21 protein-coding genes and 1 pseudogene are annotated in these 21,944 nt (G+C 63.3%); 4 read left to right on the top strand and 18 right to left on the bottom strand.

The features are described from left to right. Nucleotides 1-69: 69 nt before the first annotated feature. The 8 genes from BMW89_RS09910 to BMW89_RS09875 all read right to left on the bottom strand — a co-directional run bounded on the left by BMW89_RS09910 (nucleotide 70) and on the right by BMW89_RS09875 (nucleotide 7,739). Entirely contained in the window at nucleotides 70-1,044 is a 975-nt protein-coding gene (locus BMW89_RS09910; protein ID WP_092026254.1) for a helix-turn-helix transcriptional regulator, read from the bottom strand. A 230-nt stretch (nucleotides 1,045-1,274) separates the two neighbouring features. Next, nucleotides 1,275-2,432: a helix-turn-helix transcriptional regulator gene (locus BMW89_RS09905; protein WP_092025170.1), complete on the bottom strand. Its 1,158-nt coding sequence runs from the start codon at nucleotides 2,430-2,432 to the stop codon at nucleotides 1,275-1,277. Nucleotides 2,433-2,739: 307 nt separating this feature from the next. Continuing rightward, nucleotides 2,740-3,252 (bottom strand): hypothetical protein, encoded by a 513-nt coding sequence (locus BMW89_RS09900; RefSeq protein WP_092025166.1) that lies wholly within the window; start codon nucleotides 3,250-3,252, stop codon nucleotides 2,740-2,742. 97 nt (nucleotides 3,253-3,349) lie between these two features. After that, nucleotides 3,350-3,796 carry a MaoC family dehydratase gene (locus BMW89_RS09895; RefSeq protein WP_092025163.1) on the bottom strand — a complete coding sequence of 149 codons (447 nt, stop codon included), beginning with the start codon at nucleotides 3,794-3,796 and terminating at the stop codon, nucleotides 3,350-3,352. A 446-nt stretch (nucleotides 3,797-4,242) separates the two neighbouring features. Continuing rightward, entirely contained in the window at nucleotides 4,243-4,665 is a 423-nt protein-coding gene (locus tag BMW89_RS09890; protein WP_092025160.1) for a hypothetical protein, read from the bottom strand. Nucleotides 4,666-4,677: 12 nt separating this feature from the next. Continuing rightward, on the bottom strand, nucleotides 4,678-4,899 hold the full coding sequence (locus BMW89_RS09885) for a hypothetical protein (protein ID WP_092025157.1): 222 nt from the start codon (nucleotides 4,897-4,899) through the stop codon (nucleotides 4,678-4,680). A gap of 129 nt (nucleotides 4,900-5,028) precedes the next feature. Beyond that, entirely contained in the window at nucleotides 5,029-5,844 is an 816-nt protein-coding gene (locus BMW89_RS09880; protein ID WP_092025154.1) for a lytic murein transglycosylase, read from the bottom strand. 41 nt (nucleotides 5,845-5,885) lie between these two features. Beyond that, nucleotides 5,886-7,739 carry a flavin-containing monooxygenase gene (locus BMW89_RS09875; RefSeq protein ID WP_092025151.1) on the bottom strand — a complete coding sequence of 618 codons (1,854 nt, stop codon included), beginning with the start codon at nucleotides 7,737-7,739 and terminating at the stop codon, nucleotides 5,886-5,888. Nucleotides 7,740-7,917: 178 nt separating this feature from the next. Between BMW89_RS09875 and BMW89_RS09870 the strand changes: the two genes are divergently transcribed. Together BMW89_RS09870 and BMW89_RS09865 are read left to right on the top strand one after the other, a co-directional pair. Further along, entirely contained in the window at nucleotides 7,918-9,543 is a 1,626-nt protein-coding gene (locus BMW89_RS09870) for a long-chain fatty acid--CoA ligase (protein ID WP_092025148.1), read from the top strand. Between the two features lie 108 nt (nucleotides 9,544-9,651). Further along, complete coding sequence (locus tag BMW89_RS09865) at nucleotides 9,652-10,761, top strand: glycoside hydrolase family 172 protein (protein WP_092025145.1); 1,110 nt, start codon at nucleotides 9,652-9,654, stop codon at nucleotides 10,759-10,761. 447 nt (nucleotides 10,762-11,208) lie between these two features. Here BMW89_RS09865 and BMW89_RS38685 read toward each other — a convergent pair. The 4 genes and pseudogenes from BMW89_RS38685 to BMW89_RS09845 form a co-directional block, all read right to left on the bottom strand. Then, a pseudogene (locus tag BMW89_RS38685) lies at nucleotides 11,209-11,389 on the bottom strand (porin); the annotation flags it as partial. A gap of 31 nt (nucleotides 11,390-11,420) precedes the next feature. After that, nucleotides 11,421-12,179 carry an outer membrane protein gene (locus BMW89_RS09855; RefSeq protein ID WP_092025142.1) on the bottom strand — a complete coding sequence of 253 codons (759 nt, stop codon included), beginning with the start codon at nucleotides 12,177-12,179 and terminating at the stop codon, nucleotides 11,421-11,423. A gap of 52 nt (nucleotides 12,180-12,231) precedes the next feature. Next, nucleotides 12,232-12,768, bottom strand: coding sequence for a porin (locus tag BMW89_RS09850; RefSeq protein ID WP_092025140.1), 537 nt, complete (start codon nucleotides 12,766-12,768; stop codon nucleotides 12,232-12,234). A 50-nt stretch (nucleotides 12,769-12,818) separates the two neighbouring features. Next, nucleotides 12,819-13,547, bottom strand: a complete 729-nt coding sequence (locus tag BMW89_RS09845; protein ID WP_177195946.1) for an outer membrane protein — start codon at nucleotides 13,545-13,547, stop codon at nucleotides 12,819-12,821. Between the two features lie 575 nt (nucleotides 13,548-14,122). Between BMW89_RS09845 and BMW89_RS09840 the strand changes: the two genes are divergently transcribed. Beyond that, on the top strand, nucleotides 14,123-15,334 hold the full coding sequence (locus BMW89_RS09840; protein WP_092026249.1) for an acyl-CoA dehydrogenase family protein: 1,212 nt from the start codon (nucleotides 14,123-14,125) through the stop codon (nucleotides 15,332-15,334). A 182-nt stretch (nucleotides 15,335-15,516) separates the two neighbouring features. Here BMW89_RS09840 and BMW89_RS09835 read toward each other — a convergent pair whose 3' ends face one another. From BMW89_RS09835 to BMW89_RS09820, 4 genes are read right to left on the bottom strand one after another with little or no spacing between them, the layout of a single operon-like run. Then, on the bottom strand, nucleotides 15,517-16,383 hold the full coding sequence (locus tag BMW89_RS09835; RefSeq protein WP_092025134.1) for an efflux RND transporter periplasmic adaptor subunit: 867 nt from the start codon (nucleotides 16,381-16,383) through the stop codon (nucleotides 15,517-15,519). Then, nucleotides 16,380-16,586 carry a DUF1656 domain-containing protein gene (locus BMW89_RS09830; RefSeq protein ID WP_092025132.1) on the bottom strand — a complete coding sequence of 69 codons (207 nt, stop codon included), beginning with the start codon at nucleotides 16,584-16,586 and terminating at the stop codon, nucleotides 16,380-16,382. The genes BMW89_RS09835 and BMW89_RS09830 overlap by 4 nt, the downstream gene beginning before the upstream one ends. Further along, nucleotides 16,583-18,631, bottom strand: a complete 2,049-nt coding sequence (locus tag BMW89_RS09825; protein WP_092025131.1) for an FUSC family protein — start codon at nucleotides 18,629-18,631, stop codon at nucleotides 16,583-16,585. Before BMW89_RS09825 ends, BMW89_RS09830 begins: the two co-directional genes overlap by 4 nt. A gap of 2 nt (nucleotides 18,632-18,633) precedes the next feature. Continuing rightward, entirely contained in the window at nucleotides 18,634-19,107 is a 474-nt protein-coding gene (locus BMW89_RS09820) for a MarR family winged helix-turn-helix transcriptional regulator (protein ID WP_177195990.1), read from the bottom strand. Nucleotides 19,108-19,197: 90 nt separating this feature from the next. Here BMW89_RS09820 and BMW89_RS09815 point away from each other — a divergent pair, with 90 nt between their 5' ends. Beyond that, nucleotides 19,198-20,424: an MFS transporter gene (locus tag BMW89_RS09815; RefSeq protein ID WP_092025127.1), complete on the top strand. Its 1,227-nt coding sequence runs from the start codon at nucleotides 19,198-19,200 to the stop codon at nucleotides 20,422-20,424. 9 nt (nucleotides 20,425-20,433) lie between these two features. Here BMW89_RS09815 and BMW89_RS09810 read toward each other — a convergent pair whose 3' ends face one another. After that, nucleotides 20,434-21,342: an amino acid ABC transporter substrate-binding protein gene (locus BMW89_RS09810; protein WP_092025125.1), complete on the bottom strand. Its 909-nt coding sequence runs from the start codon at nucleotides 21,340-21,342 to the stop codon at nucleotides 20,434-20,436. 173 nt (nucleotides 21,343-21,515) lie between these two features. Continuing rightward, complete coding sequence (locus BMW89_RS09805) at nucleotides 21,516-21,935, bottom strand: nuclear transport factor 2-like protein (RefSeq protein WP_092025123.1); 420 nt, start codon at nucleotides 21,933-21,935, stop codon at nucleotides 21,516-21,518. Nucleotides 21,936-21,944 lie beyond the last annotated feature (9 nt).

Here is a 21,944-nt window from a genome sequence, read left to right as displayed (position 1 = left end):
GCGATCACCGATCATCTCGAATGCTTCCCTGTTGAAACCGATATTGGGCTGAAATTCAGTTCTGCGCGGTCACAGCACGCCGCCGCTCCTGACGTCGCTCGGTGTCGCGCCATACGCGCGCCGGAAGCAGCGGTTGAAATATGAGAGATCACCGAAACCGACGTCGTAGGCGATCGAGCTCACGGGACGCTCGGCGAAATCGGGCTCGCGCAGCATACGATGGGCACGCTTGAGACGCTGCTCGGTCAGGAAGGACGAGAAGGTCTTGCCGTCAGCCTCGAACAGCCGCTGGAGATAGCGCGGGGTCACGCCGAGCTCTTGAGCAATCGTCGCCACCGAAATATCCTGCTGCCAGCAATTGTTGACGATGAGGAATTTCGCCTTCTGGAGCCGCGCCGCCTTGATGCCCCGCCGTCCGGTCGATTCCCTCGCGTGATTCGTGGCGCCAAGAACGAGCGCCAGGAGATCATGCAGATGGGCGACGCCGAACTGTCGCAACGCCGGCACCGCCAATGCTTTTTCGCGCACCAGTGCCATCGCATAGTCGACGAGCAGTCGAAGCCCGGTGGCGCTCTGCGGGATGACGCGCATCACCGCATCGTCCACGTCCACGATCATCGGGGCCAGCACGCGCCGAGGCACGCGCAGCGAGAAACCACTTCCCAGCGCGAGACGCTCGAAAGTCGTGACGTCCTCCGCGCTCGTCAGGACCGCCTCTCCAGCCTGAAGTCTCAAATCGTGTCCTCGCTCGGATATCCCGAGAACGCCGGACCTGTTCAGGATCAGGGCGAGACTGTCATCGCCATCTGCGACCAGCTGCTTCGTCCGAATGACCCGCGCGCCGCACAATCCTCCGATCAGCAACTGGGCTTCCGGCAGGACATGCGACGTGAAGTTTGCCGCGGCCGGCCTTCCCTCCTTGACCTCGACCTCCGCCTTCAGCACGCCACGGCAGTAGAACTCGCGCAGCAGCGGCACGCGCTCGTCTTCGGGAATGTGGTCCGTTGAAACATTGAAAATGGAAAATTCATCCTTGCCGCTCACTGCAACCTCTCCAACCAACGAGCAAGCCTCGGCCATGTACCACCGCCCCGCCTCGCGTTCGATACGCATCGACATTGTCTCCGTAGTGCACGCGGCCCTACCCATTTCGGGTGGGGCGCGATATACGAAAGTATCAAATGATACGCGTCATACGTTTGGAGGACGGACGGGTCTTGCTCATCACAATGGATTGAGATCGCGCGGATGCGCGGCTCGCGCTGTGAAATGGATCACACCGCGTCGTTGCCGCCGCCCGTCCGCTGAACGAACGGTGCAGCAAAACCGGCGGCGATCTTGACGAGATCCGCCTGCCTGCCGGCGCCCGTCTTTTCGAACAGCCGGCCGAGATGCGTCTTCACCGTCGTCTCGGCGATACCGAGCTTGGCCGCAATGTCGGGAACGCCGCCGATCTCGACAATGGCCATCATCACGCGCAATTCCGACGGCGTCAGCCTGAACGCCGCGGCGATCGCATCGGGCACGAGCGATGACACCATCGAAGCCCTCTGAACGTAGAGCACGGTGGCCGCAATGTCCCGCGACAGATGATGCTCCCGCTTCAAGGGAGAAACATGAATCAGATAGTGCTCGCCGTCGATTGACGTTGCGAGCCCGACCTGACGGCGCGGCGCTGAATCAATTTCGCTGCTTGAGACGATTTCGAGCAGGCTGCGGAATATTTTGTCGGTCTGGGTGTTGCGGGCAACGATCCGGTCGCCGACTATCGCGAGCAGATTGGCATCGGCGAACAGCCGGCGGCCTGCCGCGTTGGCATGCACGACCCTCCCTTCAGCGTCGAGCAGGCAGATGACCGTACTCAGCCCGTCCAGGACATCGGCAAGATCGTCCACGGTGTGCGAGCGCGCCCTGATCTGGCGGCCCATGATCCTGGAACGCTGGAGGTGCGGCGCGAGCAGTCGCATGCGCTCGCGCATTGCCTCGTCAACGGTGCCGCGCGACCGGTGACGCAACACCTGCAGGATCGTGGTGCGCGCATCCGATCTCTCGAGCGCGACGGTTGCAAGGTCAATCGCGCCCTGCGGTTCCACCCACTCGCGATAGAAGCTGGTTGCCACAAAGTCCGAATGGGGCATGACATCGGTCACGCCAACCGTCTGGTCCGCAGCGAGATGGAGATGGCGATCGAGCAGCGGATCGAGCTCGACATATCTGTCGCGATAGAGCTGACGGAAGCGGGGATCCGTGCCGAAATGCTGGTGGATCTCGATCGAGAGCCCGGCTGCGTCCCTGGACAGGATGGTCGCGGCACATCCGCCGACGAAATTCGAAACCTGCTCCAGCGCGGCGCTACGCAGCGCGGGGTTGGCCGCCGCGTCGTAGATCTCGCCGACCAGCGACGAGAACCGGTTTGCCTGCAGGATCGTCATCGGGAGAACGATGCGGTCGGCGTGTTACCCCGGCGATGAAAGGGGCGAGCGCATCGGAAATTGGTGAAACAAACAGGATGGCAAGCCGCCATCCCCGGCGCAGAAAAGATGTTGTAGCGAGATTCTGGAATATCGAACATCGTCCTTGCGTAACGTCAACCGCAGGATGCGGCTTGGACGTTTTCGCCAAAGACTAGGATAAATGCGCACAGCGCGAGGACAGTGTGCGTTGGGTCACGCGCTCGCCCGCTGCTGCCGGATTTTGTTGCCACCAATTCCCGCCGGCTTCGCGGCGGGCGTCGGCAATTTACTTCCGGTTCTCCTCGCAGAACTTCAGCGCGGCGAGCGCCTCGCCGGCGCGCGGGACCTGCATCTCGATGCTGTCGTCGTCATCGTCCTCGAAATCGAGCGACAGCCGCTTGGCTTTCGAGAGCCGGTCCATGATCGACTGGTCGAACTCGAAGATGCCGCGCACGGTGGTCTTGTCCATGACCTCCCACTTCGCCTTCTTCATGATGTCGGAATCGTCGGTGCTGACATCGGCGCGGAGGATCTCGCCGACATTGTCCCACTCCCAGCCGTCATAGATCATCACGATCACGATCGCCTTGTCGGAATAGGTGACGACGATGACGTAGTCGCGGTTCTCGTCCTCCTTGTCCTTGTAGCCGCGGCTCGCATTGCAATGCGTGTCCTGCGTGCGCTTCTCGATGGTCCAGTCGCCGACCTTGGATTGTTGCGCGACCGCGGGCCTTGTGGTCAAGGCGCCTGCGCTCAAGACGCCTGCGAGCAGTCCGACGGCGAGAAGGAATCGTCTCATGTCAGCCTCCAGCGTGTTCCCCGGGCCGAGATGACCACCTCTTCCGGCGGCCGGCAAGGGTTTCAGGCGCCCGGCAGGCCGATGGTGGGGGCTGTGCTTACACCCGCCGCGGCACGATCGCGATCGGCGTGAAGGTGTAAACCTCCTCGCCGCTCTGGTTGAACATCGTCCATTTCACCAGCGCGATTCCTTGCGGCTTCGACTTCGACGGCGTCAGGCTCATGACCTCGCCGACCAGATGCAGGCGGTCATTGGGGCGCACCGGAATGGTCCAGCGCAAGCCGTCGACGCCGGCGCCGATCAGCGGATGCGGGCCGAACGGGCGGGCCTGGATCGCAAGGTTCATGGCGATCGCCGCGGTGTGCCAGCCTGACGCGGCGAGCCCGTTGAACAGGGTCTGCTTGGCCGCCTCATGGTCGAGATGCATCGGCTGCGGATCGAACTCGGCGGCGAAGCGCTTGATGTCGGCCTCGGTGACCTCGACCTCGGGCGATTTGAACCGCATTCCGACGGTGAGATCGTCGAACCACTCGACTTGCGCCATGATTTTGCCTCGCAATGTGATGCGCCGCCCGCCCGAGGCGCGCGGCTGAAGGAATTAACCAAGGGCGGGACATAGCGGCTTCGCGCCGCACAAACCAGCCCGGGTTCCCCCACGAAACCGCATTCCCGGTGCGACGAAACACGCCTGAAACAGATGGCCGGTTAAGTCGTTGTCAAAATAAATACAGGGACGGCCACCATGCAATTCCTCCTCGACCTGATCTACGATTATTCGTGCTGCCGGAACCTCGTCGCCCAGCCGCTAGGGGAGAACGAGCTATGATCGAGATGATCTCAGCCCTGCTCGTCCTTTGCAGCATCGGCGTCTTCGCGGCGCATGCGCTGGATGCCTATCGCACCACGCACAGCTGAACGCCGGATGTCCGGTGTTTATTTTTTGAGCATGATCTTTTCGGAAAACCGCTCCACACTTTTCCGGATCATGCTCTAGAACGGTCGCCGGTAGAAATGCTCCGAATGCGTCGCCGGCGGAAACCGGTTGGCGAGCGAGAGTGCGCCCTTCTCGTCCGTCTCGAGCGCGATCTTCTGCGCCAGCATGACGTCGCCGGGCACGAGGAAGCCTGACGGGACGAAGCACCACCCCATCGTCGCAAGCCCGGCATCGTCGATCTCGTGGACATTGGCGGCTGTGCCGTAGTGGATGCGATAGCGCTTGCCGGTATCACTGCCGATCACGTCGAAGTACCGGTGCTGCTCGAACTGGTCGCGCTGCGCCGGCGACAGCCACTCGGCCAAAAGCCGGCGACCGCGCGCATCCGGCGTGTTCTCGCCGAAGAAGCGCCGGTAGAGTTCGCGCAGCGCATGCAAACGGGCACGCGCCGGCGCGTGGAACCACAGTGCCGCGAACATGAGCAGCTCAGATCAACCGCCGACCAGGCGGGGATAGAACAGCGTTTCCTGCGCGGTCGGGTCGAACGCTTTGATACGGGTCACATCGCCGGGCCCGGTGCGGAAGGCGGCGGTAAAGCCGGCTCCGGTCAGCTCCCGAAAACGCTGTTCGGCCCGCGCCAGCGCTTCGGCATTGCCAGGATCAAACTCGTGGCGGGTATCGCCAGTTTGATCCATCACGATCTGGGTTGCCATCGTTGAGTCTCCTCATGCCCAGCCCTGAATCGATCAAAGCAAACCTCATGCCGTCAGTTCCGGATGGCAACAACTTTCTTGCGCCGGCGCATCACGCCTTGCTGAGCCGGAACGTTTTCAGGACTCATCTCAGCGCGCGGCAGCTGCCCCACCCTCGTCGATCTGCCGGCCCATCAGCGCGATCGCCTTCTGGTACACGCCCGCCGCGTTCCAGGCTTCGATGGCCGCAAAGTTCGCCTCGCCCGGCTGGTAACCGGCTCCCGCACGCCAGCCATGGGCTTTCAGGAAATTCGCGGTCGAGTTCAGCGCGTTCGCCGCGACCTCGAGATTGCCGGTGCCATAGGCCAGGATGTTCTTGGGCATGAACTGGGTCTGGCCGACCTCGCCATGCATGGAGCCGCGGGTCGCGCCTGATAGCGTGCCGCGGTCGATCAGCTTCAGCGCGGAATAGAGCTGGTCGGTGAAGAATTCGGGGCGGCGGCAATCATAGGCAAGGGTTGCGATCGACGAGAGCATATTCTGGTTGCCGCGCTGGCTGCCAAAACCGGTCTCCATGCCCCAGATCGCAATCAGCGGTCCGGGCGGAACGCCGTAGCGCTGCTGGATCGAGGCGAACAAGGCTGCCTGCGAGTTCTTGAGCTGCCGCCCCTTGGCGACGATGGTGGTGGCGCCGCGCTTGGCGAGGAACTGATCGAGCGACAGCTGGAAGCTGCGTTGCCCACGGTCGGCGGCGATGGTGGCGCTGGCGTAATTCGTCTGCATCAAAGCAGAGATCGCGGTTTGGCCGATGCCCTTTCCTTGCGCCTCTGCACTGAACTCGCGCTTCCAGGCCTCGAAACCCGCCGGCGAGCTGCCGCATGTGGCGGCGTGGGTGGCGGGTGCCAGGCAACCCATCAGCACCATCGCACCAAAAACCGCCCCAGCTACAGTCATGCCCCTGATCATGTCCGACGTCCCCTCTGTCTGCGGCGATCCGATGAGTGACCTTACCCGGACGAAGGCGCCGACTCCATGGCAGGATCATACGACAATTCCAGGCCGTCCAAATTGCCCTCCTTGCGCCATTTGTCGAGCAGCCGCAGGAATGCCACCGGCCCACGCCAGTATTGGCTGTTCCTGGCCGCGATCGGATCGAACTCGCCTTCGTTGTTGTAGTATCCGGGCGTGCATTCGGCGAGATAAGTCTGGCGGCCGATCGCGGCCTTGACGACCTCCTCGACCCAGGCGTTCTCGGCAGCGAGCGTCGGCTCCAGCGTTCTGGCACCACGCTTGCGCGCTTCGGCAATCACATAGGCGATGTGCTGCGACTGCTCGTCAATGATGTGCGGGAAGTTGGCGCTCTGGCCCGCCTGCACCGTGACGATCAGGAAGCAGTTAGGGAAGCCGCGGCTGTAGAAGCCGTGCATCGTCTTGACGCCATCGCGCCAACGCTCGGACAGGCTGATGCCGTCGCGGCCATAGACCTCAAAACCCATGCGGCGCGCGTAATCGGTGCCAACCTCGAAACCGCTGGCATAGATCAGGCAGTCGAGCTCGTAGGCCTTACCGTCGGCGACGACGGCATTCTCCGTGATGCGCTCGACGCCCTGCCCTTTGGTGTCGACGAGATGCACGTTGGGACGATTGAAGGTGTCGAGATATTCGTCGTGGAAGCACGGCCGCTTGCAGAACGCCTTGTACCAGGGTTTTAGCGCAGCCGCGGCGGCCTCGTCCTTCACGATGGCGTCCACGCGCGCGCGGATCTCTTCCATCTTGCGATAATCGGCCTGCTCGATGACCTTCAGCGCCTCTTCCATTGAGGTCACCGGCTGCGGTTGCCGGCGCGGCGCCAGCAGTATCTCGCCGAGCAAACCAGTCCAGCCGTCCTGCACCAGATCCCGCTCGAACGGCTCGCCCGAGATCACCGCCGTAAAATTGTCCATGCGCTCGCGCTGCCAGCCGGGCTTGAGGTTTTGCGCCCAGCTTTGATCCGTCGGCCGATCGTCGCGCACGCCGATCGCTGACGGTGTGCGCTGGAAGACGTAGAGCTCCTTGGCGGAACGGCCGAGATGCGGCACGCATTGCACGGCGGTGGCGCCCGTGCCGATAATGCCGACCCGCTTGTCGGCGAGACCCGTGAGACCGCCTTCCGCGGTGCCGCCGGTGTAGCCGTAATCCCAGCGGCTGGTGTGGAAGCTGTGTCCCTCAAAGCTTTCGATGCCGGCAATGCCCGGCAGCTTCGGTCGGCTCAGCGGGCCGCCGGCCAGAATGACGAAGCGCGCGCGGATGCGATCGCCGCGATCGGTCTCGACCAGCCAGCGCGCCTCCTGCTCCTGCCATTCCATCCGCGAAATGACGGTCTGAAACAGCGCGCGCTCGTAGAGCCCGAAATGACGGCCGATGCGGCGGGAATGTTCGTAGATCTCGGGTGCCCGCGCATATTTGCGCACCGGCATGTAGCCGGTCTCTTCCAGCAGCGGCAGATAGATGTAGCTCTCGGTATCGCAGGCCGCACCGGGGTAACGATTCCAGTACCAGGTGCCGCCGAAATCGGCGGCCTTTTCCACGATACGAAAATCCGCGATGCCGGCCGCGCGCAAACGCGCGCCGCAGAGCAGGCCGCCGAAGCCACCACCGACGATGAGCACTTCGGTGTCTTCGCTGACGGCCTTGCGCGCAAATCCGGGATCGGCCCAGGGATCGTCGAGATAGCGGCAAAAGTCGCCTGCCACCTCGACATATTGCGCTTTGCCTTCGGTACGCAGACGGCGATCGCGCTCGTCGCGATAGCGCGCGCGGAGTGCGGAAATATCGACCGTAGAGTCGCCGGCTGTGCCGGTCTTGTGTCTTTCCGCTGACATCGATTTCCTCCACGGCGGACGCTGTTTCGCAGGCCACTCACCTCAAATTAGCCCTGAAAAAGCGATGCATGCAATCATATCCCTCGCTTTTTGCGTGAACGCCGCGGGACGTTCCGCTAACCTCAAGCGCTAATCACAAGCGCATGCCGCGCAACGACGTGGCGATCCGGAGGAAACCATGCAGGGATTGATGATGGACATGCCGCTCCTGATCAGCGGCCTGATCCAGTATGCCGCGGACTATCACGGCGAGGCCGAGATCGTCGCGCGCGAGATCGAGGGCGACATCCATCGCTACACTTATGCCGACGCCCATCCGCGCATCAAGCGCATGGCGCTGGCGCTCAAGCGGCTCGGCATCAAGCAAGGCGATCGCGTCGGCACGTTGGCCTGGAACACCCACCGCCATTTCGAGATGTTCTATGCCGCGCCGGGGATGGGCTATGTGCTGCACACCGTCAACCCGCGGCTGTTTCCTGAGCAGCTCGTCTACATCATCAATCACGCCGAAGACCGCCTGCTGTTCGTCGACCGTGCCACGCTACCGATCGTCGAGGCGATCGCGCCACAATTGAAGAGCGTCGAGGCTTACGTCGTGATGTCATCGCGCGAGCGGATGCCGGAGACGACGCTCGCGAATGTCCATTGCTACGAGGATTTGCTGGAGAAGGAGAACGAGGCCGGCTTCGCCTGGCCGGAGTTCGACGAAAAATCTGCGTCCACGATTTGCTATACGTCGGGCACAACGGGCAATCCCAAGGGCGTGATCTACTCGCACCGCGCCGCGATCCTCCAGACCATGACCTGCTGCAATTTCGATTTCCTGCCGGGACATGTCGAAGGCGTGCGCGAGGTGATGATGCCGATGGCGCCTCTCTTCCATGGCAATGGCTGGAACATGCCGTTCACCGCCCCCTACACCGGCTCGAAGCTGGTGCTGCCCGGCCGCAACTACGAGCCCGACAAGCTCTATGAGCTGCTCGAAGGCGAGAAGGTGACGCTGTCGGCGGGCGTGCCGAGCTTCTGGCTGATCCTGCTCGACTGGCTCGGGCGGACCGGCAATAAATTCTCAACATTGCGCGCAACGTTGTCGTCGGGCTCGGCGCCGCCGCGCGCGATGGTCGAAAAGCTCAAGTGTGAGTACAACGTCGACTACATCCAGGCCTGGGGCATGACGGAAGCCTTGGGTTGCTCGATGCCGGGCCTGCGGCCGGGCTCGGAGCATCTCGGCGACAAGGAGAAATTCGATCGGCGCCAAGTCTCGGGCCGCGCCTGTTTCGGCACGGCGTTGCGCATCGTCGACGATGGCGGCACCGAGCTGCCGCGCGACGGCAAGACCGTCGGTCATCTCCGTGCCCGCGGGCCATGGGTCGCCTCGGGCTACATGAAGCTGGAAGAAGGCCTCGACCGCGACGGCTGGCTGATCACCGGCGACATGGCCGTGATCGACAGCCAAGGCCACGTCACGCTGACCGATCGCTCCAAGGACGTGATCAAGTCCGGCGGCGAGTGGATTTCCTCGATCCAGCTCGAGGATGTCGCGCTCTCCCATCCCGACGTGCTGCAAGCGGCCGTTGTCGCCATCAACCACGAGAAATGGCAGGAGCGCCCCCTGCTCCTCGTCGTCCGCAAGAAGGGCGCGACCGTCGACGGCAAGACCCTGCTCGACCACATGCGGCCGAAGATCGCGGGCTGGTGGATGCCCGATGCGGTCGAATTTCTGGACGAATTCCCGATGACCGGCACCGGCAAGGTGCTGAAATCCGCGCTGCGCGAGAAATTCAGGGAATACCGCGTCGCCTGAGCCGCGCGCGATCGCGCACAGGTCCCTCACTGTGCGCGATCGTCTTCACCTTTTGGTCAATTCGGGCGCGATATATCTCGACGTCGCGAACCCCTTATCGAGGACACCATGGCGTTTTCCGGATTGGGCCTGCATCTCGGCAATCTGTCGCGCCTGTCGAACGCGCAGACGCGCTCGATCAGCCCCGAGAACTTTTCGGGCGAAAAGGGCAAGGGCGGCATGTCCGTCGACGGCCCCGCCGCGCGTCAGGCCCGCGACCTCGGACAAGGCTGGAAGGTCTCGCCCTATGTCGTGATCGAGCCCGGCACGACCTTTACGCTCGCCGACATCCAGGGCCAGGGCGCGATCCAGCAGATCTGGATGACGCTGGCGCGTGGACGGCTCCGCCATTCCATTCTGCGCGTCTACTGGGACGACCAGGAACATCCGAGCGTGGAATGCCCGGCCGGCGATTTCTTCGCCTGCGGTTGGGAAGAGTTCGCGCAAGTCTCCTCGCTCGCGGTCTGCGTCAATCCCGGCCGCGCCTTCAACTGCTATTGGGAAATGCCGTTCCGCAAACGCGCGCGCTTCACGCTGGAGAACCGCAGCGAGGAGCAGCTGACCGTCTACTATCAGATCAACTACACCCTGACCGATGTTCCCGAGGACTGCGCCTACTTTCACGCGCAGTTCCGGCGCACCAATCCGCTGCCTTACAAGGAGGTCTACACCATCCTCGATGGTGTCAAGGGCGCGGGCCATTATGTCGGCACCTACATGGCCTGGGGCGTCAACAACAATGGCTGGTGGGGCGAAGGCGAGATCAAGTTCTTCATCGACGGCGACGGCACATTCCCGACCATCTGCGGCACCGGCACCGAGGATTACTTTTGCGGCGCCTATAATTTCGATCCCCATGTCGCGCATGCCGGTCAGGGGCAATCCCGCTATTTGGAATTCACCACGCCCTATGCCGGCCTGCCGCAGGTGATCCGCCCCGACGGAGTCTACAGGTCGCAGCAGCGCTTTGGCCTGTATCGCTGGCACATCCCCGACCCCGTCCGCTTCCAGAGCGATCTGCGCGTGACGATCCAGGCGCTGGGCTGGCTACCCGGCGCTAGGGACGGAAAATATCTTCCGTTGCAGGACGACATCGCCTCGGTCGCGTTCTGGTACCAGACGCTGCCGACGGCGCCTTTCCCGAATCTGCCCGGGCCGGACTATCTCGAAATCGGCTAGGCCGCCTTCCCTGCGCACAAAGGATGCTGCGCCGCCCGGACGTGATGAAGATCGTCCGGACGGCACCTTCGCGTTAAGGCTCCTCAGCGCCGGCCTACCAGGAATACTGGAGGCCAACCCGTCCAAGTGTCCGCACGTCGCTCCACGACTGCGCCGGGAGCGCAACGCCAAACTCCGTCACGGTCCTGTTGGATGTAGATGTCAGGCTGCCACGGTCGAGACCGAACGCGATGCCCATGGTCAGTGACAGGTTTCCCTGGATCCTGATCATTCCGACGACACCGGCGGCATGCTGTCCGTCGAACACGGCCCAGTGGGTCGAGATCGCGTAGTTGGTCCCATCGGGCAGGAACGGATTGACGAGCGAAGTCGCCATCGCCGTTCCTGTCGCCGCCCGGGTCATCTGGCGCGCAAGATCGAACTGACTCTGCACAGTCTGCGCCGCGTTCACGCAGGTGTCGGTACCCGGTATGTAGAAAAAGCCGGCGCCGTAGAGCGAGCAGACCTTTTCGTACTCGACCGCAGCCAGGCCCGGCGTCGGGATCGCCAGAACCAGAGCAGCAGTCGCAAGAATGGCGTACAGGTGACGTCCAAGGACGTCTCGTGTCGCGTTGATTTGCTTCCACATATTTGTCTCCAATCAGTGACGGTGGCGCGGCTCAGTAACGAGCAACGATGACATCGCCGTTGAAGCGGTAGTTCACGCCGAGCTTCAGGAGGTGCAGCTCATGGTCGACGTTCTGGGTGCTGATCCTTGTCAACAGTGAGATCGCAGCCGGACCGAAATACAGATAGTCGTATTCCAACCGCGCCGAGAGATTGTTCGTCAGCGCGTATTCAAGGCCGACGCCGCCGGTCAAACCGGTCCGCTGGTGATTGATGTCAATCGGAACAGGCGAGAGCGTGAGGGCCTGGTAGGCAACATTGGCCCATGCAACGCCGCCCTTGGCGTAGAGCAGCACGTCGTCCAACGCGTAGCCGATGCGAGCAGTGCCCGTCGCGAGGGCGTGGTACGACACCGCAAAGCCGGTCCTCGGGGCATTCGTGGGATCTGCGGGCATACTGCCCTGAATCGACGCCCAAGAGAGATCGAGCTCGGCGCCGACCACGAGATTGTTGAACTGCCAGTTGCCGCCGACCTGCGCACCCGCAAGTGCGCCGCGTGTATCCATCGTGAAGCGGTCCGGCACGAACGAGAAGCCGGGGTCGACGAGACGGCTGCTTCCGACACTATAGCCGCCGTGAACACCCATATAGAAACCGTTCCAGAGCGGCACCGGCGCGACGACCGGAGCCTTCACGGTCATATCGGCAGCGTTCGCAGACGTGGCGGAGAGCGGCACGATCGAGAGAAGCGTGGTGACGGCAGCGGCACAGGAGAGAAGGAGGCGCGCCGATCGCGGGAGGGAGATTGTCATGAGATGATCTTTCAAAATATCAGAATGAATTTCGGAGCGAATGTCGCGTGTTTCACCAGGCGTACATGAAGCCGGCGCGGCCGAGGCCACGGACGTCACTCCACGATTGCGCCGGGATCGCTACGCCGTTCTCCGTCGCAGTCCGATTGCTGAGGGACGTGAGGTTTCCCTTGTCCAGGCCGAGCGAGAAGCCACCCGAGAACACGAAATTGCCGGAGACCCGCACCAGGCCCGAGAAGCCCGCGGCGTGCTGGCCGTCATAGGTCGCCCAGTGGGTCGAGACCGCGTAGTTCGTGCCGGTCGGAAGCCACGGCGCGACGAGCGATGCGGCCATCGCCGTGCCGGTCGAGGCGCGTGTCTGCGCACGCGCGATGTCGAACTGGTTGGTCACGGTCTGGCCGGCGTTGGTGCAGGTGTCGGTGCCTGGAATGTAATAGAAGCTGGCGCCGAACAACGAGCAGACCTTGACGTACTCGACGGGAGCGGCGGCGTGGCTCGGCGCTGCGATCAGGATGGAGAGGCCGGCGGTTGCGACGATCGTCTGCGCGGCGCGGCGAACGAACTGGCGGTTCAGGGACGTGATGGACATGATGTTGCCTCCGAAATTTCTGGTGAATGCTGTTTCGATGTGCGGGGGGATTAACGCGGGATGCCGCCGTCGCCGTTGAAGTGCACGTTGATGCCGGCCTTCACGATCTGAACGAAATGCTTGATCTCGGACGTCGTGTTCGCGCTCACCCAGTGGAGCGTCTCTGCAGGGAGGTAGATCGCGTTGTATTCGACCTTGGCGGAGACGTTGCGCAGGAAGGCGATCTCCAACCCGACGCCGCCCACAGCTCCGAACAGCTCTCGATTGTAGTTGGTGAGATCTGCGGTGAACCTCGACGAGAGCTCCATGCGGGCGTAGGCCGCACCGCCCTTCACATAAGCGAGCCATTGGTCCGATGCGTAGCCAAGGCGTCCCGTCGCGGTCGCGAACCCGGTGTAGCCAACCCCGTTAGCGGTGCTCGACGTGATAATGGGACTGGTGCTGGTGTTGCCCTTCACGAAGGACCAGGAGCCGTCGATCTCCGCACCGAGGACGTAGTTGCCCTGCTGCCAGTTGTAACCGAGCTGCCCGCCGGCGAGCGGCCCGTTGAAGTACGCAAAGAACGGATTGTTGGCGGGACTGTTGAGCGGGTCGCGAAACTCGCTCTTGCCCCATCCCCAGCCACCATGGACACCGGCGTAGAAGCCGCTCCACGAGACGACGGGTGCAGGCAGCGGACCGCCGGCGAGAACGGGTGAAGTGATGACCGCGCTCGTCACTGCAACAGCGGCGGCGAGTCCACGGCGGAGAGTTACCGAACGTTCTGAATGTGCGTGCATGTTGGTGTCCATTTCCTTCTAAATCTTGAATTGATGCATTTACTTTAATCTATCTTAGATAGAACGCGTGATCGCAGCCTTGCGGTCAAGCTCCTGCTCGTCTTTGAACGCACGAAACCAGCGATCACGAACGCTGGGGATCGGCGAATAGAAATTCCTGGTTGTTGGCAGAGCCGGGACGCAATCTAGGACAAAGCGCTCCCGGCTCGTCGATGGGCGAACTAAAGGCGAGCGATCCGCATGGATGCGCGTCCAAAGTCCCCTTGTATGATCATGATTGCAGCCCCCCGCTTCTAATTGAGGCTGATCTTAGGCACGGCGCGTTGAATAGCCAGTACCGTGAAAGCAACAGTTGCTGTTTGTTGCTTCTTGTTGCCTTGCTCGCTTCTCAATCGCCGCACGACGCAAGACAGCTTGTGAATGACCGTTAATATCGCGACGCAACAGGCCGGCTCTGACGCAAGTTGCGACAGACCAATTGATGAAAAATGCGACCCCATGCCGCGAGATCGCCGGCGCGATTCTAGTCCAGCCGGCCGCAGAGGTTGGCGTTGATCTATCCACAGGAGACCCAGATGCTCTACCCGATGTCGCCAAAAGTCGTCGAGCTCAAGCGCAAGCTCGAGAGCTTCATGGACCGGCACATCTATCCGAACGAGGAGCGCTTCTATCGCGAGGCGGAAGAGCTTGGGCCGTGGAAAGTCTATCCCGTCGTCGAGGAGCTGAAGCCGCTCGCGCGCGCCGAGGGTCTCTGGAATCTGTTCCTGCCTCAGTCCAGCCACGGCGCGGGCCTCACCAATCTCGAATATGCCCCGCTCTGCGAGGTGATGGGCCGCTCGCATCTGGCGCCCGAAGTGTTCAACTGCTCGGCCCCCGACACCGGCAACATGGAGGTGCTTGAGCGCTACGGCACGCAAGAGGACAAGGAGCGCTGGCTGAAGCCGCTGCTCGCAGGCGAAATCCGCTCCTGCTTCGCCATGACCGAACCTGCGGTCGCATCGTCGGACGCGACCAACATCGAAAGCTCGATCGTGCGCGACGGCGACCATTACGTCATCAACGGCCGCAAATGGTACACGACGAACGCGACCGATCCGCGCTGCAAGATTTGTATCTTCATGGGCAAGACCGATCCTGACAATGCCGACCGCCACAAGCAGCAATCGATGATCCTGGTGCCGATGAACACAGCGGGCATCGAGGTGAAACGTCCCCTGCCCGTGTTCGGCTTCTACGGCGTGCCTGATCGGGCCTCCGAAGTGATCTTCACCAATGTGCGGGTCCCCAAGGAGAACATGCTGCTCGGCGAAGGCCGCGGTTTCGAGATCGCGCAGGGCCGCCTCGGCCCCGGCCGCATCCATCACTGCATGCGGCTGATTGGGCTCTCCGAACGCACGCTGGAAAAGATGTGCCGCCGCGTGCGCAGCCGCGTCGCCTTCGGCAAGCCGGTGTCCGAGCAGACGGTAACGCAGGAGCGCATCGCGGAGGCCCGCATCATGATCGAGCAGGCCCGCCTGCTGACGCTGAACGCCGCCTATGCGATGGACACGGTCGGCAACAAGGTCGCGAAAGCCGAGATCGCGATGATCAAGGTCGCCGTGCCCAACATGGCCTGCCAGGTCATCGACTGGGCGATCCAGGCGCATGGCGGCGGCGGCACGTCGAATGATTTCGGACTGACGCAGGCCTATGCGACGGCGCGGTTGCTGCGGCTCGCGGATGGACCGGATGAGGTTCACAGGAACCAGATTGCGCGGTTTGAGCTGAAGAAATATTCGAACGCTTGAGCGAAGCGGCGCCAGGCGACGCAGCGCTTTCTTCCCTTCTCCCCTTGTGGGAGAAGGTGGCGCGAAGCGCCGGATGAGGGGTCTCTATCTGCGGAGACATACCCCTCACCCAAGTGAGTGCGTATCAACTAGCGGAGATGCCCTCTCCCACAGGGGGAGAGGGCACAATCATGCGCCCCCGGCTAGTTCAGCACCTCCACCGTCGCCGAGCGGCCGGCCACAAGCGACACTGTGTCGGGACCGGGATCCAGCGCGATCCGCACCGGCACGCGCTGGGCCAGCCGCACCCAACTAAAAGTCGGGTTGACGTTGGCGAGCATGCTGGCGCCTTCGGCGCGGTCGCGGTCCTCGATGCCGGCGGCGATGCTCTCGACGCGGCCTGACAGCGTGATCTTCTCACCCATCAGGCGCACCTGCACCTTGTCGCCAACGCGGATGCGCGCGAGTTTTGTTTCCTCGAAATAGCCTTCGACATGCAGCGTGTCGGTGTCGACGAGTGCCATCACGCCCTTCCCGGCCGAGACGTAGGCACCAGGGCGTAGATCCATGTTGGTGATGACGCCGTTCACGGAGGCATGGACCTGGCTGCGGTCGAGATTGAGCTGGGCGACCGCGCGGTCGGCGACAGCCGCATCGAACGACGCCTTGGCCTGGAGCTGGGTGGCGAGCACCTGCTCCTGCTTCTGCTGCGAGACAGCGTCGGTCGTCAGTGCACTGTAGCGCTTCAGATCGGCGTTGGCCTGATCGAGCGTGGCCTGATGGCCGGCGACCGACGCATCGGCCTGCCGCAGCGCCAGCGCAAAGCGCTCGCGGTCAATTCGGAACAGCACGGCGCCGCGGTGGACCTTCTGGTTGTCCTTGACCAGCACCTCGGTGACGAATCCGGACACATCGGGCGCGACCTGCACCACGTCGGCGCGCACGCGGCCGTCGCGGGTCCAGGGCTGCTCCATATAGTAGACCCAGAGCTCGCGGCCGACGGCAAGCGCGGCGATGACGGCGAGCACGGTCAGCGCAAGGCGGCCTAGCCAGGCGAAATTCCCCTTCATGACAAAAACTCCGAGAGATAGACGACGCCACCGAGAAGGCAAACGAACATCGAAAAGTCGAACAGCGCGCGGTGCCAGACCAGCCGGTAGAGGTCAAAGCGCTGCATCAGCCGGCGCACAAGCGCGCTCAGCACATAGGCGACGATGATCCACAGCAGCAGCGCCGGCACCAGCACGCCATAGATGTCGATCACATATCTCATGCCGCGACACTCTCTGCGCGCGGCCGATAGGCCGGCGCGTCCGGGAACAGGCCGCGACGGATGCCGACCAGACCGATCAGGGCGTCTTCGCGCGCGATGTCATTTGGATCTTTCACGGCCTGGGCCAGCGCCCGGTCGACGCTTGTCAGCAGCGCGGCCGGCATTCCCGCCCCCGCATAGCTACGGCAGGCGATGGCGAGCCGGTCGAGCATGTCGTCGATCACGGCGATGGTGGACGCCGCAAGGCCATAGCGTGCGCGGCGCAAATCGATGATGTTGATGCCGATGCGGAGCTGGACGAGGCTGTCGGTGTCGCGGCGATCGCTCTCGGACAGGAAGGCGATACGCTGCACCAAAAGCCCGAGGCGGTGCAGCATCAGACCTGCGAATTCCGCGCGATCGCGCTTGCCGCGTCGTTCGGCGGCGACCGCGATCGTGATCCAGCTCGACAGCACCAGGCGATTGGCGATCCACTCGGCGCCGACGCCGCGCGCGATCCGCGTCACCAGCTCGGCGATGGCGACGCCGATGAAGAAGGCGACGGCGGAATTGGCATAGGACGCAAAGTCCGCGCTGTAGGTCGACTGAATCGCGAGCAGGGTCGCGGTATTGGCCGCGAGCGCCATCCCGGTACCCGCCGTGGCCGGCCGGCCGATCAGGAAGCCATAGAGCAGAAAGGTCGGCGCCAGCGCGACGATCAGGACTTCGAGATGAGAGATCGCAGGCACCAGCGCGAACAGATAGATTGCGACGATCACAATAGCGACCAGCGACCACAGGCCGAAGCTGCGGATGAAGCGCGCGGGCTCGTCCTGGGCTGCGAAGAACGAGCAGGCGACCGCCGCCATCATCGGCGCCGAGGCGCCGTCCGGCCAACCGGTGCCGATCCAGAATGCGCAACAGATCAGAATGGCCGTGGCAGCACCTGCTGCCGACCACAATGCAAGGCCACGATCCCTGTGGCGCACGGGCGCGGCGCCGGCTTCGGAATGAAAGGCGAGATCGCGTGTTGAGATATCGCGGCCCTCGGCTATCGCCTCGGTCAGTGCACGACAGTCGCGCGAGAGGTCGACCAGTTCGCGCAGCCGCGACAACAGGCTGGTGGTGATGATCCGCTCCCAATCGGCGCTGTCATCGAGCACCGCTTGCTGGTCCGCGATCATGACGCGGATGCGCTCGGCGGGCTGACGGGCGCCAACGTCGCTCGTGATCCATTGCGCTAGGTCTTCCAGAAGGCGCTTCAGCTCCGGCTGCCGGCGCAGCGCCTCCTCCCCTAACGCCGCCAGCCGGTCCTCCAGCGAGGCGATCACCGGCAACAGCATCAGCATGCGCAGCCGGATTTCGCTGAGGCCCGTCACGGCATTGCGGTCGGTCAGGCGGTCATAGGCGAGATGGGTGGAGAGCGTGTCGATCTCGACAATGTCGGTCGCAAGCTTGAGGCGCCTGGGGCGGCGGGCTTCGCTGGTACCCTCGCGCAACAGCACGGCCTGGCTGAGGCGACGCGCATCAGCCAGCCAGAGATCGACGCGGCTTGCGACCGCAGGTCCAACGCTGCGGGGGAAGAAGATGGTCGAGACGAGACTGGCGCAGATGATGCCGAGCGAGATCTCCTCGACCCGCGATACCGCGGTGTCGAAGATGGCGCCCGGCTCCGACACCGCGGGAAAGCCGATCAGCGCCACCGTGTATCCGGCCAGCATGAAGACGTAGCTACGCGGCGTGCCGTCGAGCAGGGACAGATAGAGGCAGAGCCCGACCCAGAGCGCGATGGCGAGGCAGAGCAATTCCGGCGCGTTGATCAGGTTCGGCACCAGCGCCACCGTCATGGTCGCGCCGGCCAGCGTGCCCATCACACGAAAGAAGGCTTTTGAGCTGGTCGCGCCCGCCAGCGGCTGCGAGGTGATGTAGACCGTCGCCATCGCCCAATAGGGCCGCGGCAAATCCATGGCCAGCGCAATGACGAGCGCCAGCATCGACGCCGCAAACGTCTTCAAAGCAAAAATGAGGTCCGCATGGCGGACCAGGAACGGCTCACCTGCGCGCATGACTATTTCGCCTCTGGACCAGCCTTGGAGTCCTGCAGGCGACTGGCCCGCTGCTCGATGCGCTGGAGCGTCTCGAAGGTTATCGCAAGTTCGTCTGCGCCGATATCCTTCAGCAGGCTGGCCCGCACACGGCGCAGCACCCGGTTGGTCTCCTCGACCTTGGCCTCGCCCGCCTTGGTCAGATGGAGCGTTTTGGCACGGCGATCGGTTGGGTCCTCGCGGCGTTCAACCAGACCCTCGGCCTGGAGCAGATCGATCAGCCGGACCAGCGACGGACCCTCGATGCCGAGCTCGTCGGCAAGCACCCCCTGCCGCACGGTCTCGCCCTGGCGCGACAGCACCAGCAGCGGGATCGCGGTCGCATAGGACAGGCCGTGATCGGACAGCGCCTGATCCGACTCGCGGCGCCAGATTCGGGCCAGTCGCGCGATGAGCCGGCCGAGTTCGGCGTGGATAAAGCCTTGCGAGGGTGCCATGCAAATTAGATAGGACACGAACTATTAGTCTGCAACTATATAATCCGCCGTATCGCGCTGATCACGCAAAAGCGAACGAGGATAAATCAGATGGGACCGGGTTCCACGACCGAGGCACGGGAGGCAATAGCGGGCGAGAGCACGCTGACGCTGATCCCCACCTTCGTCGTCGTGGCCGTGGATGCGACCGGGATGGGGATCATCCTGCCGCTCCTCCCCTTCTATTCGCAGCGGCTCGGCGCGACGCCGTTCCTGCTCGGCGCCCTGATCTCGGTCTATGCCGTCTGCCAGCTCGTCGCCGGCCCCGTGGTCGGCATGCTCTCGGACCGCTACGGGCGACGGAAGGTTTTGGTGGTCAGCCAGATCGGAACGCTGATCGGGTTCGTGCTGCTCGCGCTCGCCGGCAATCTGACGCTGGTGTTCCTGGCGCGCATCATCGACGGCCTGACATCAGGCAACATCTCGGTCGCGCACGCCTATGCCGCCGAGCACAGCGCGCCCGCGACGCGCAAGCAGGCGCTCGGCATGACCAGCGGCGCGATCGGCACCGGGCTGCTGCTCGGCCCTGCGCTCTCGAGCTTCCTCGTTCATTACGGCCAGACCGCGCCGGTGTGGGCTGCGGCCGCGCTCTCGCTGATCAGCATCTTTGCCACGATCGCCCTGCTCCCGCCGGATCACCCTGCCTCCGAGCCGCTCTACCAGCATCGCGTGCCTGAGCCGACACTGATGCGCGGCCTGTTCGGCATGCGCTACGCCTGGCGCCTCCTCGGCCTGCTGATCGTGTTCTTTTTCGTCAACTCGATGTTCCTGTCACAGATCGGCCTGTTCCTGTCGGCGCGGTTCTCATGGGATGGGCACCCCTTCGGCGCGCGCGAGCTCGGTTGGATGTTTGCCTATGCCGGCTTCATCAACATAATCGTCCAGGGACTGCTCATCACTCGCGCGAACCTCGTTGCCTCCGACCGCAGCATCGTGATTGCGGCGTTCGTCTGCATGGGTCTAGGATTTGTGGGGCTCGCGGCCGGCAACAGCATCAGCCTGCTCGTGCTTGAGCTGACACTGATCATCGTCGGCACCATGTTCGCCCGCAGCACGCTGACGGTGGAGCTGTCGCGAAGCACTGCGATCAACCGCCAGGGCATGATCATGGGTCTCAACCAGTCGCTGATGTCAGGCGCGAATATCAGCGCGCCCTTGATCAGCGGCGCGCTGATCGGCCATCGGCTGTTCGTGCCGTGGGCGCTGGCGATGGCAGCGATCGCGGCGATCGGCGCAGGCTTGGCCGGCCAATTGCTCGATACGCCGCGAACACGCTAGCCTCTCGCCTCAGTTCACCACGTAGACGTCAGGATCGAAGCTCGAGCTCGGCTTCTTGAAGGCGTTGCGCAGGGCCGCCGACATCGGGACGTTGTAGTTGAGGCCATTCGGCGGCGTCGGCGATTCCAGCCATCGCTTGTAGAACACCTCGATCTCCGGGCTCGCGTAAAGCTCGGCCGTCGCACGATCGGCCAGCGCCTTGAACGGCGCGTCCTCCCGGCGCAGCATGATCCCGAACGGCTCGGCCTTCGAAAAGGTCTCCTCGCTGATCATGAACAGCGCGGGCTCCTTCGAGCGCGCGATCGCGACTGCGAGCTGAACGTCGTCGAGCGCATAGGCCTGGGCGCGGTCGGTCTCCAGCAACAGGAAGGCCTCGGCCTGATCCACGGCCGGCATGATTTTGATGCCGAGATTGCGCTCGGTGTTGACCTTGGCGAGCTGGGTCAGGTTAACCGATCCCGCCACTGCCGTAACCGACTTGCCCTTGAGATCGTCGATGGTGTTGATCTTGGCGGCCTTCTTGGCCGCGAACCGGGTCGCGCTGAGGAAATGCGTGTTGGTGAAGGCGACCTGCTTCTGACGGTCGGCATTGTTGGTGGTGGCCGAGCAGTGCAGATCGAGCGTGCCGTTGACCATCAAGGGAATGCGGTTCGACGAGGTCACGGCGAGATAGTCGACGGCGATGTCGGGCATGCCGAGCTGCTTCTTCACGGCATCGACGATCCTAAGGCAGATATCCATGGCAAAGCCGACCGGCTTCTGATTGCCGTCGAGATAGCTGAAGGGCACGGACGCCTCCTGATAGCCCAGCGTGATCTTCTTCGTCTCCTTGACCTTCTGGAGCGTGCCCGACAGGTCTTCGGCTGACGCTGCGCCCGCAAGACAGGCCAGGGCCAGGATAAGTGTGGGTAGACGCATTGGGGGCTCCCGGGGAGAACGCGCCTCCGTGCCGGGCGCAATCGAATGGTTGATAGCGCAGGCGCGCCCCAGCCGCCAGACCAGCCTGCGTCTATCAGCTATCGCGGCTTTCGATATGATGACCGGCAGTTCGTCTCTGCAGAAACAGCCCGGCTCAAGCGACGAGATCGCCCTTACGCCTCGATGCCCCGCTGCACCAGGATGCGTTCGGCGCTGTCGTTCCAGACATCCATCTTGACGATCTGCCCGCTCCTGACGACGAAGCGATCGACATAGCGGTTGCCCTCGAACGGCGTACCATCCATCCATTCGCCATAGAGCGTGCCGACGCTGTAGACGACGGTCTCGTCCGCGCCCGGGCAGACGTCGAAGCGGTCCATCTTCTTCTTGACCCAGCGATAGCGCTTGGCGTTGAAGCCGGTCGGGCCGCGCGGGTGGTCGAACTCGCGCCCGCCGGTAAACGTGATCACCGTGCCCGGCTTCATGTAGGCTGCCGCGGCATCGGGATCGGGAATCATCGAGGCCGTGAGATAGGCTTCGACGATCCCGGCATCCGACAAGGACGCGCTTTCACTTTTCACGGCTGCGGACATGACTGTATC

The sequence above is a fragment of the Bradyrhizobium sp. OK095 genome (assembly GCF_900109945.1).
Classification (GTDB): domain Bacteria; phylum Pseudomonadota; class Alphaproteobacteria; order Rhizobiales; family Xanthobacteraceae; genus Bradyrhizobium.
This window is presented reverse-complemented; position numbering and strand designations above follow the sequence as displayed.

What these genes read in the sequence shown, in the direction of transcription:
- BMW89_RS09880 (WP_092025154.1), bottom strand. Translation starts at nt 5,844, where the DNA reads ATGATCAGGGGCATGACTGTAGCTGGGGCGGTTTTTGGTGCGATGGTG.
- BMW89_RS09885 (WP_092025157.1), bottom strand. Translation starts at nt 4,899, where the DNA reads ATGGCAACCCAGATCGTGATGGATCAAACTGGCGATACCCGCCACGAG.
- BMW89_RS09805 (WP_092025123.1), bottom strand. Translation starts at nt 21,935, where the DNA reads ATGTCCGCAGCCGTGAAAAGTGAAAGCGCGTCCTTGTCGGATGCCGGG.
- BMW89_RS09840 (WP_092026249.1), top strand. Translation starts at nt 14,123, where the DNA reads ATGCTCTACCCGATGTCGCCAAAAGTCGTCGAGCTCAAGCGCAAGCTC.
- BMW89_RS09875 (WP_092025151.1), bottom strand. Translation starts at nt 7,739, where the DNA reads ATGTCAGCGGAAAGACACAAGACCGGCACAGCCGGCGACTCTACGGTC.
- BMW89_RS09845 (WP_177195946.1), bottom strand. Translation starts at nt 13,547, where the DNA reads ATGCACGCACATTCAGAACGTTCGGTAACTCTCCGCCGTGGACTCGCC.
- BMW89_RS09830 (WP_092025132.1), bottom strand. Translation starts at nt 16,586, where the DNA reads ATGAGATATGTGATCGACATCTATGGCGTGCTGGTGCCGGCGCTGCTG.
- BMW89_RS09810 (WP_092025125.1), bottom strand. Translation starts at nt 21,342, where the DNA reads ATGCGTCTACCCACACTTATCCTGGCCCTGGCCTGTCTTGCGGGCGCA.
- BMW89_RS09835 (WP_092025134.1), bottom strand. Translation starts at nt 16,383, where the DNA reads ATGAAGGGGAATTTCGCCTGGCTAGGCCGCCTTGCGCTGACCGTGCTC.
- BMW89_RS09865 (WP_092025145.1), top strand. Translation starts at nt 9,652, where the DNA reads ATGGCGTTTTCCGGATTGGGCCTGCATCTCGGCAATCTGTCGCGCCTG.
- BMW89_RS09905 (WP_092025170.1), bottom strand. Translation starts at nt 2,432, where the DNA reads ATGACGATCCTGCAGGCAAACCGGTTCTCGTCGCTGGTCGGCGAGATC.
- BMW89_RS09850 (WP_092025140.1), bottom strand. Translation starts at nt 12,768, where the DNA reads ATGTCCATCACGTCCCTGAACCGCCAGTTCGTTCGCCGCGCCGCGCAG.
- BMW89_RS09900 (WP_092025166.1), bottom strand. Translation starts at nt 3,252, where the DNA reads ATGAGACGATTCCTTCTCGCCGTCGGACTGCTCGCAGGCGTCTTGAGC.
- BMW89_RS09825 (WP_092025131.1), bottom strand. Translation starts at nt 18,631, where the DNA reads ATGCGCGCAGGTGAGCCGTTCCTGGTCCGCCATGCGGACCTCATTTTT.
- BMW89_RS09890 (WP_092025160.1), bottom strand. Translation starts at nt 4,665, where the DNA reads ATGTTCGCGGCACTGTGGTTCCACGCGCCGGCGCGTGCCCGTTTGCAT.
- BMW89_RS09870 (WP_092025148.1), top strand. Translation starts at nt 7,918, where the DNA reads ATGCAGGGATTGATGATGGACATGCCGCTCCTGATCAGCGGCCTGATC.
- BMW89_RS09820 (WP_177195990.1), bottom strand. Translation starts at nt 19,107, where the DNA reads ATGGCACCCTCGCAAGGCTTTATCCACGCCGAACTCGGCCGGCTCATC.
- BMW89_RS09895 (WP_092025163.1), bottom strand. Translation starts at nt 3,796, where the DNA reads ATGGCGCAAGTCGAGTGGTTCGACGATCTCACCGTCGGAATGCGGTTC.
- BMW89_RS09815 (WP_092025127.1), top strand. Translation starts at nt 19,198, where the DNA reads ATGGGACCGGGTTCCACGACCGAGGCACGGGAGGCAATAGCGGGCGAG.
- BMW89_RS09855 (WP_092025142.1), bottom strand. Translation starts at nt 12,179, where the DNA reads ATGACAATCTCCCTCCCGCGATCGGCGCGCCTCCTTCTCTCCTGTGCC.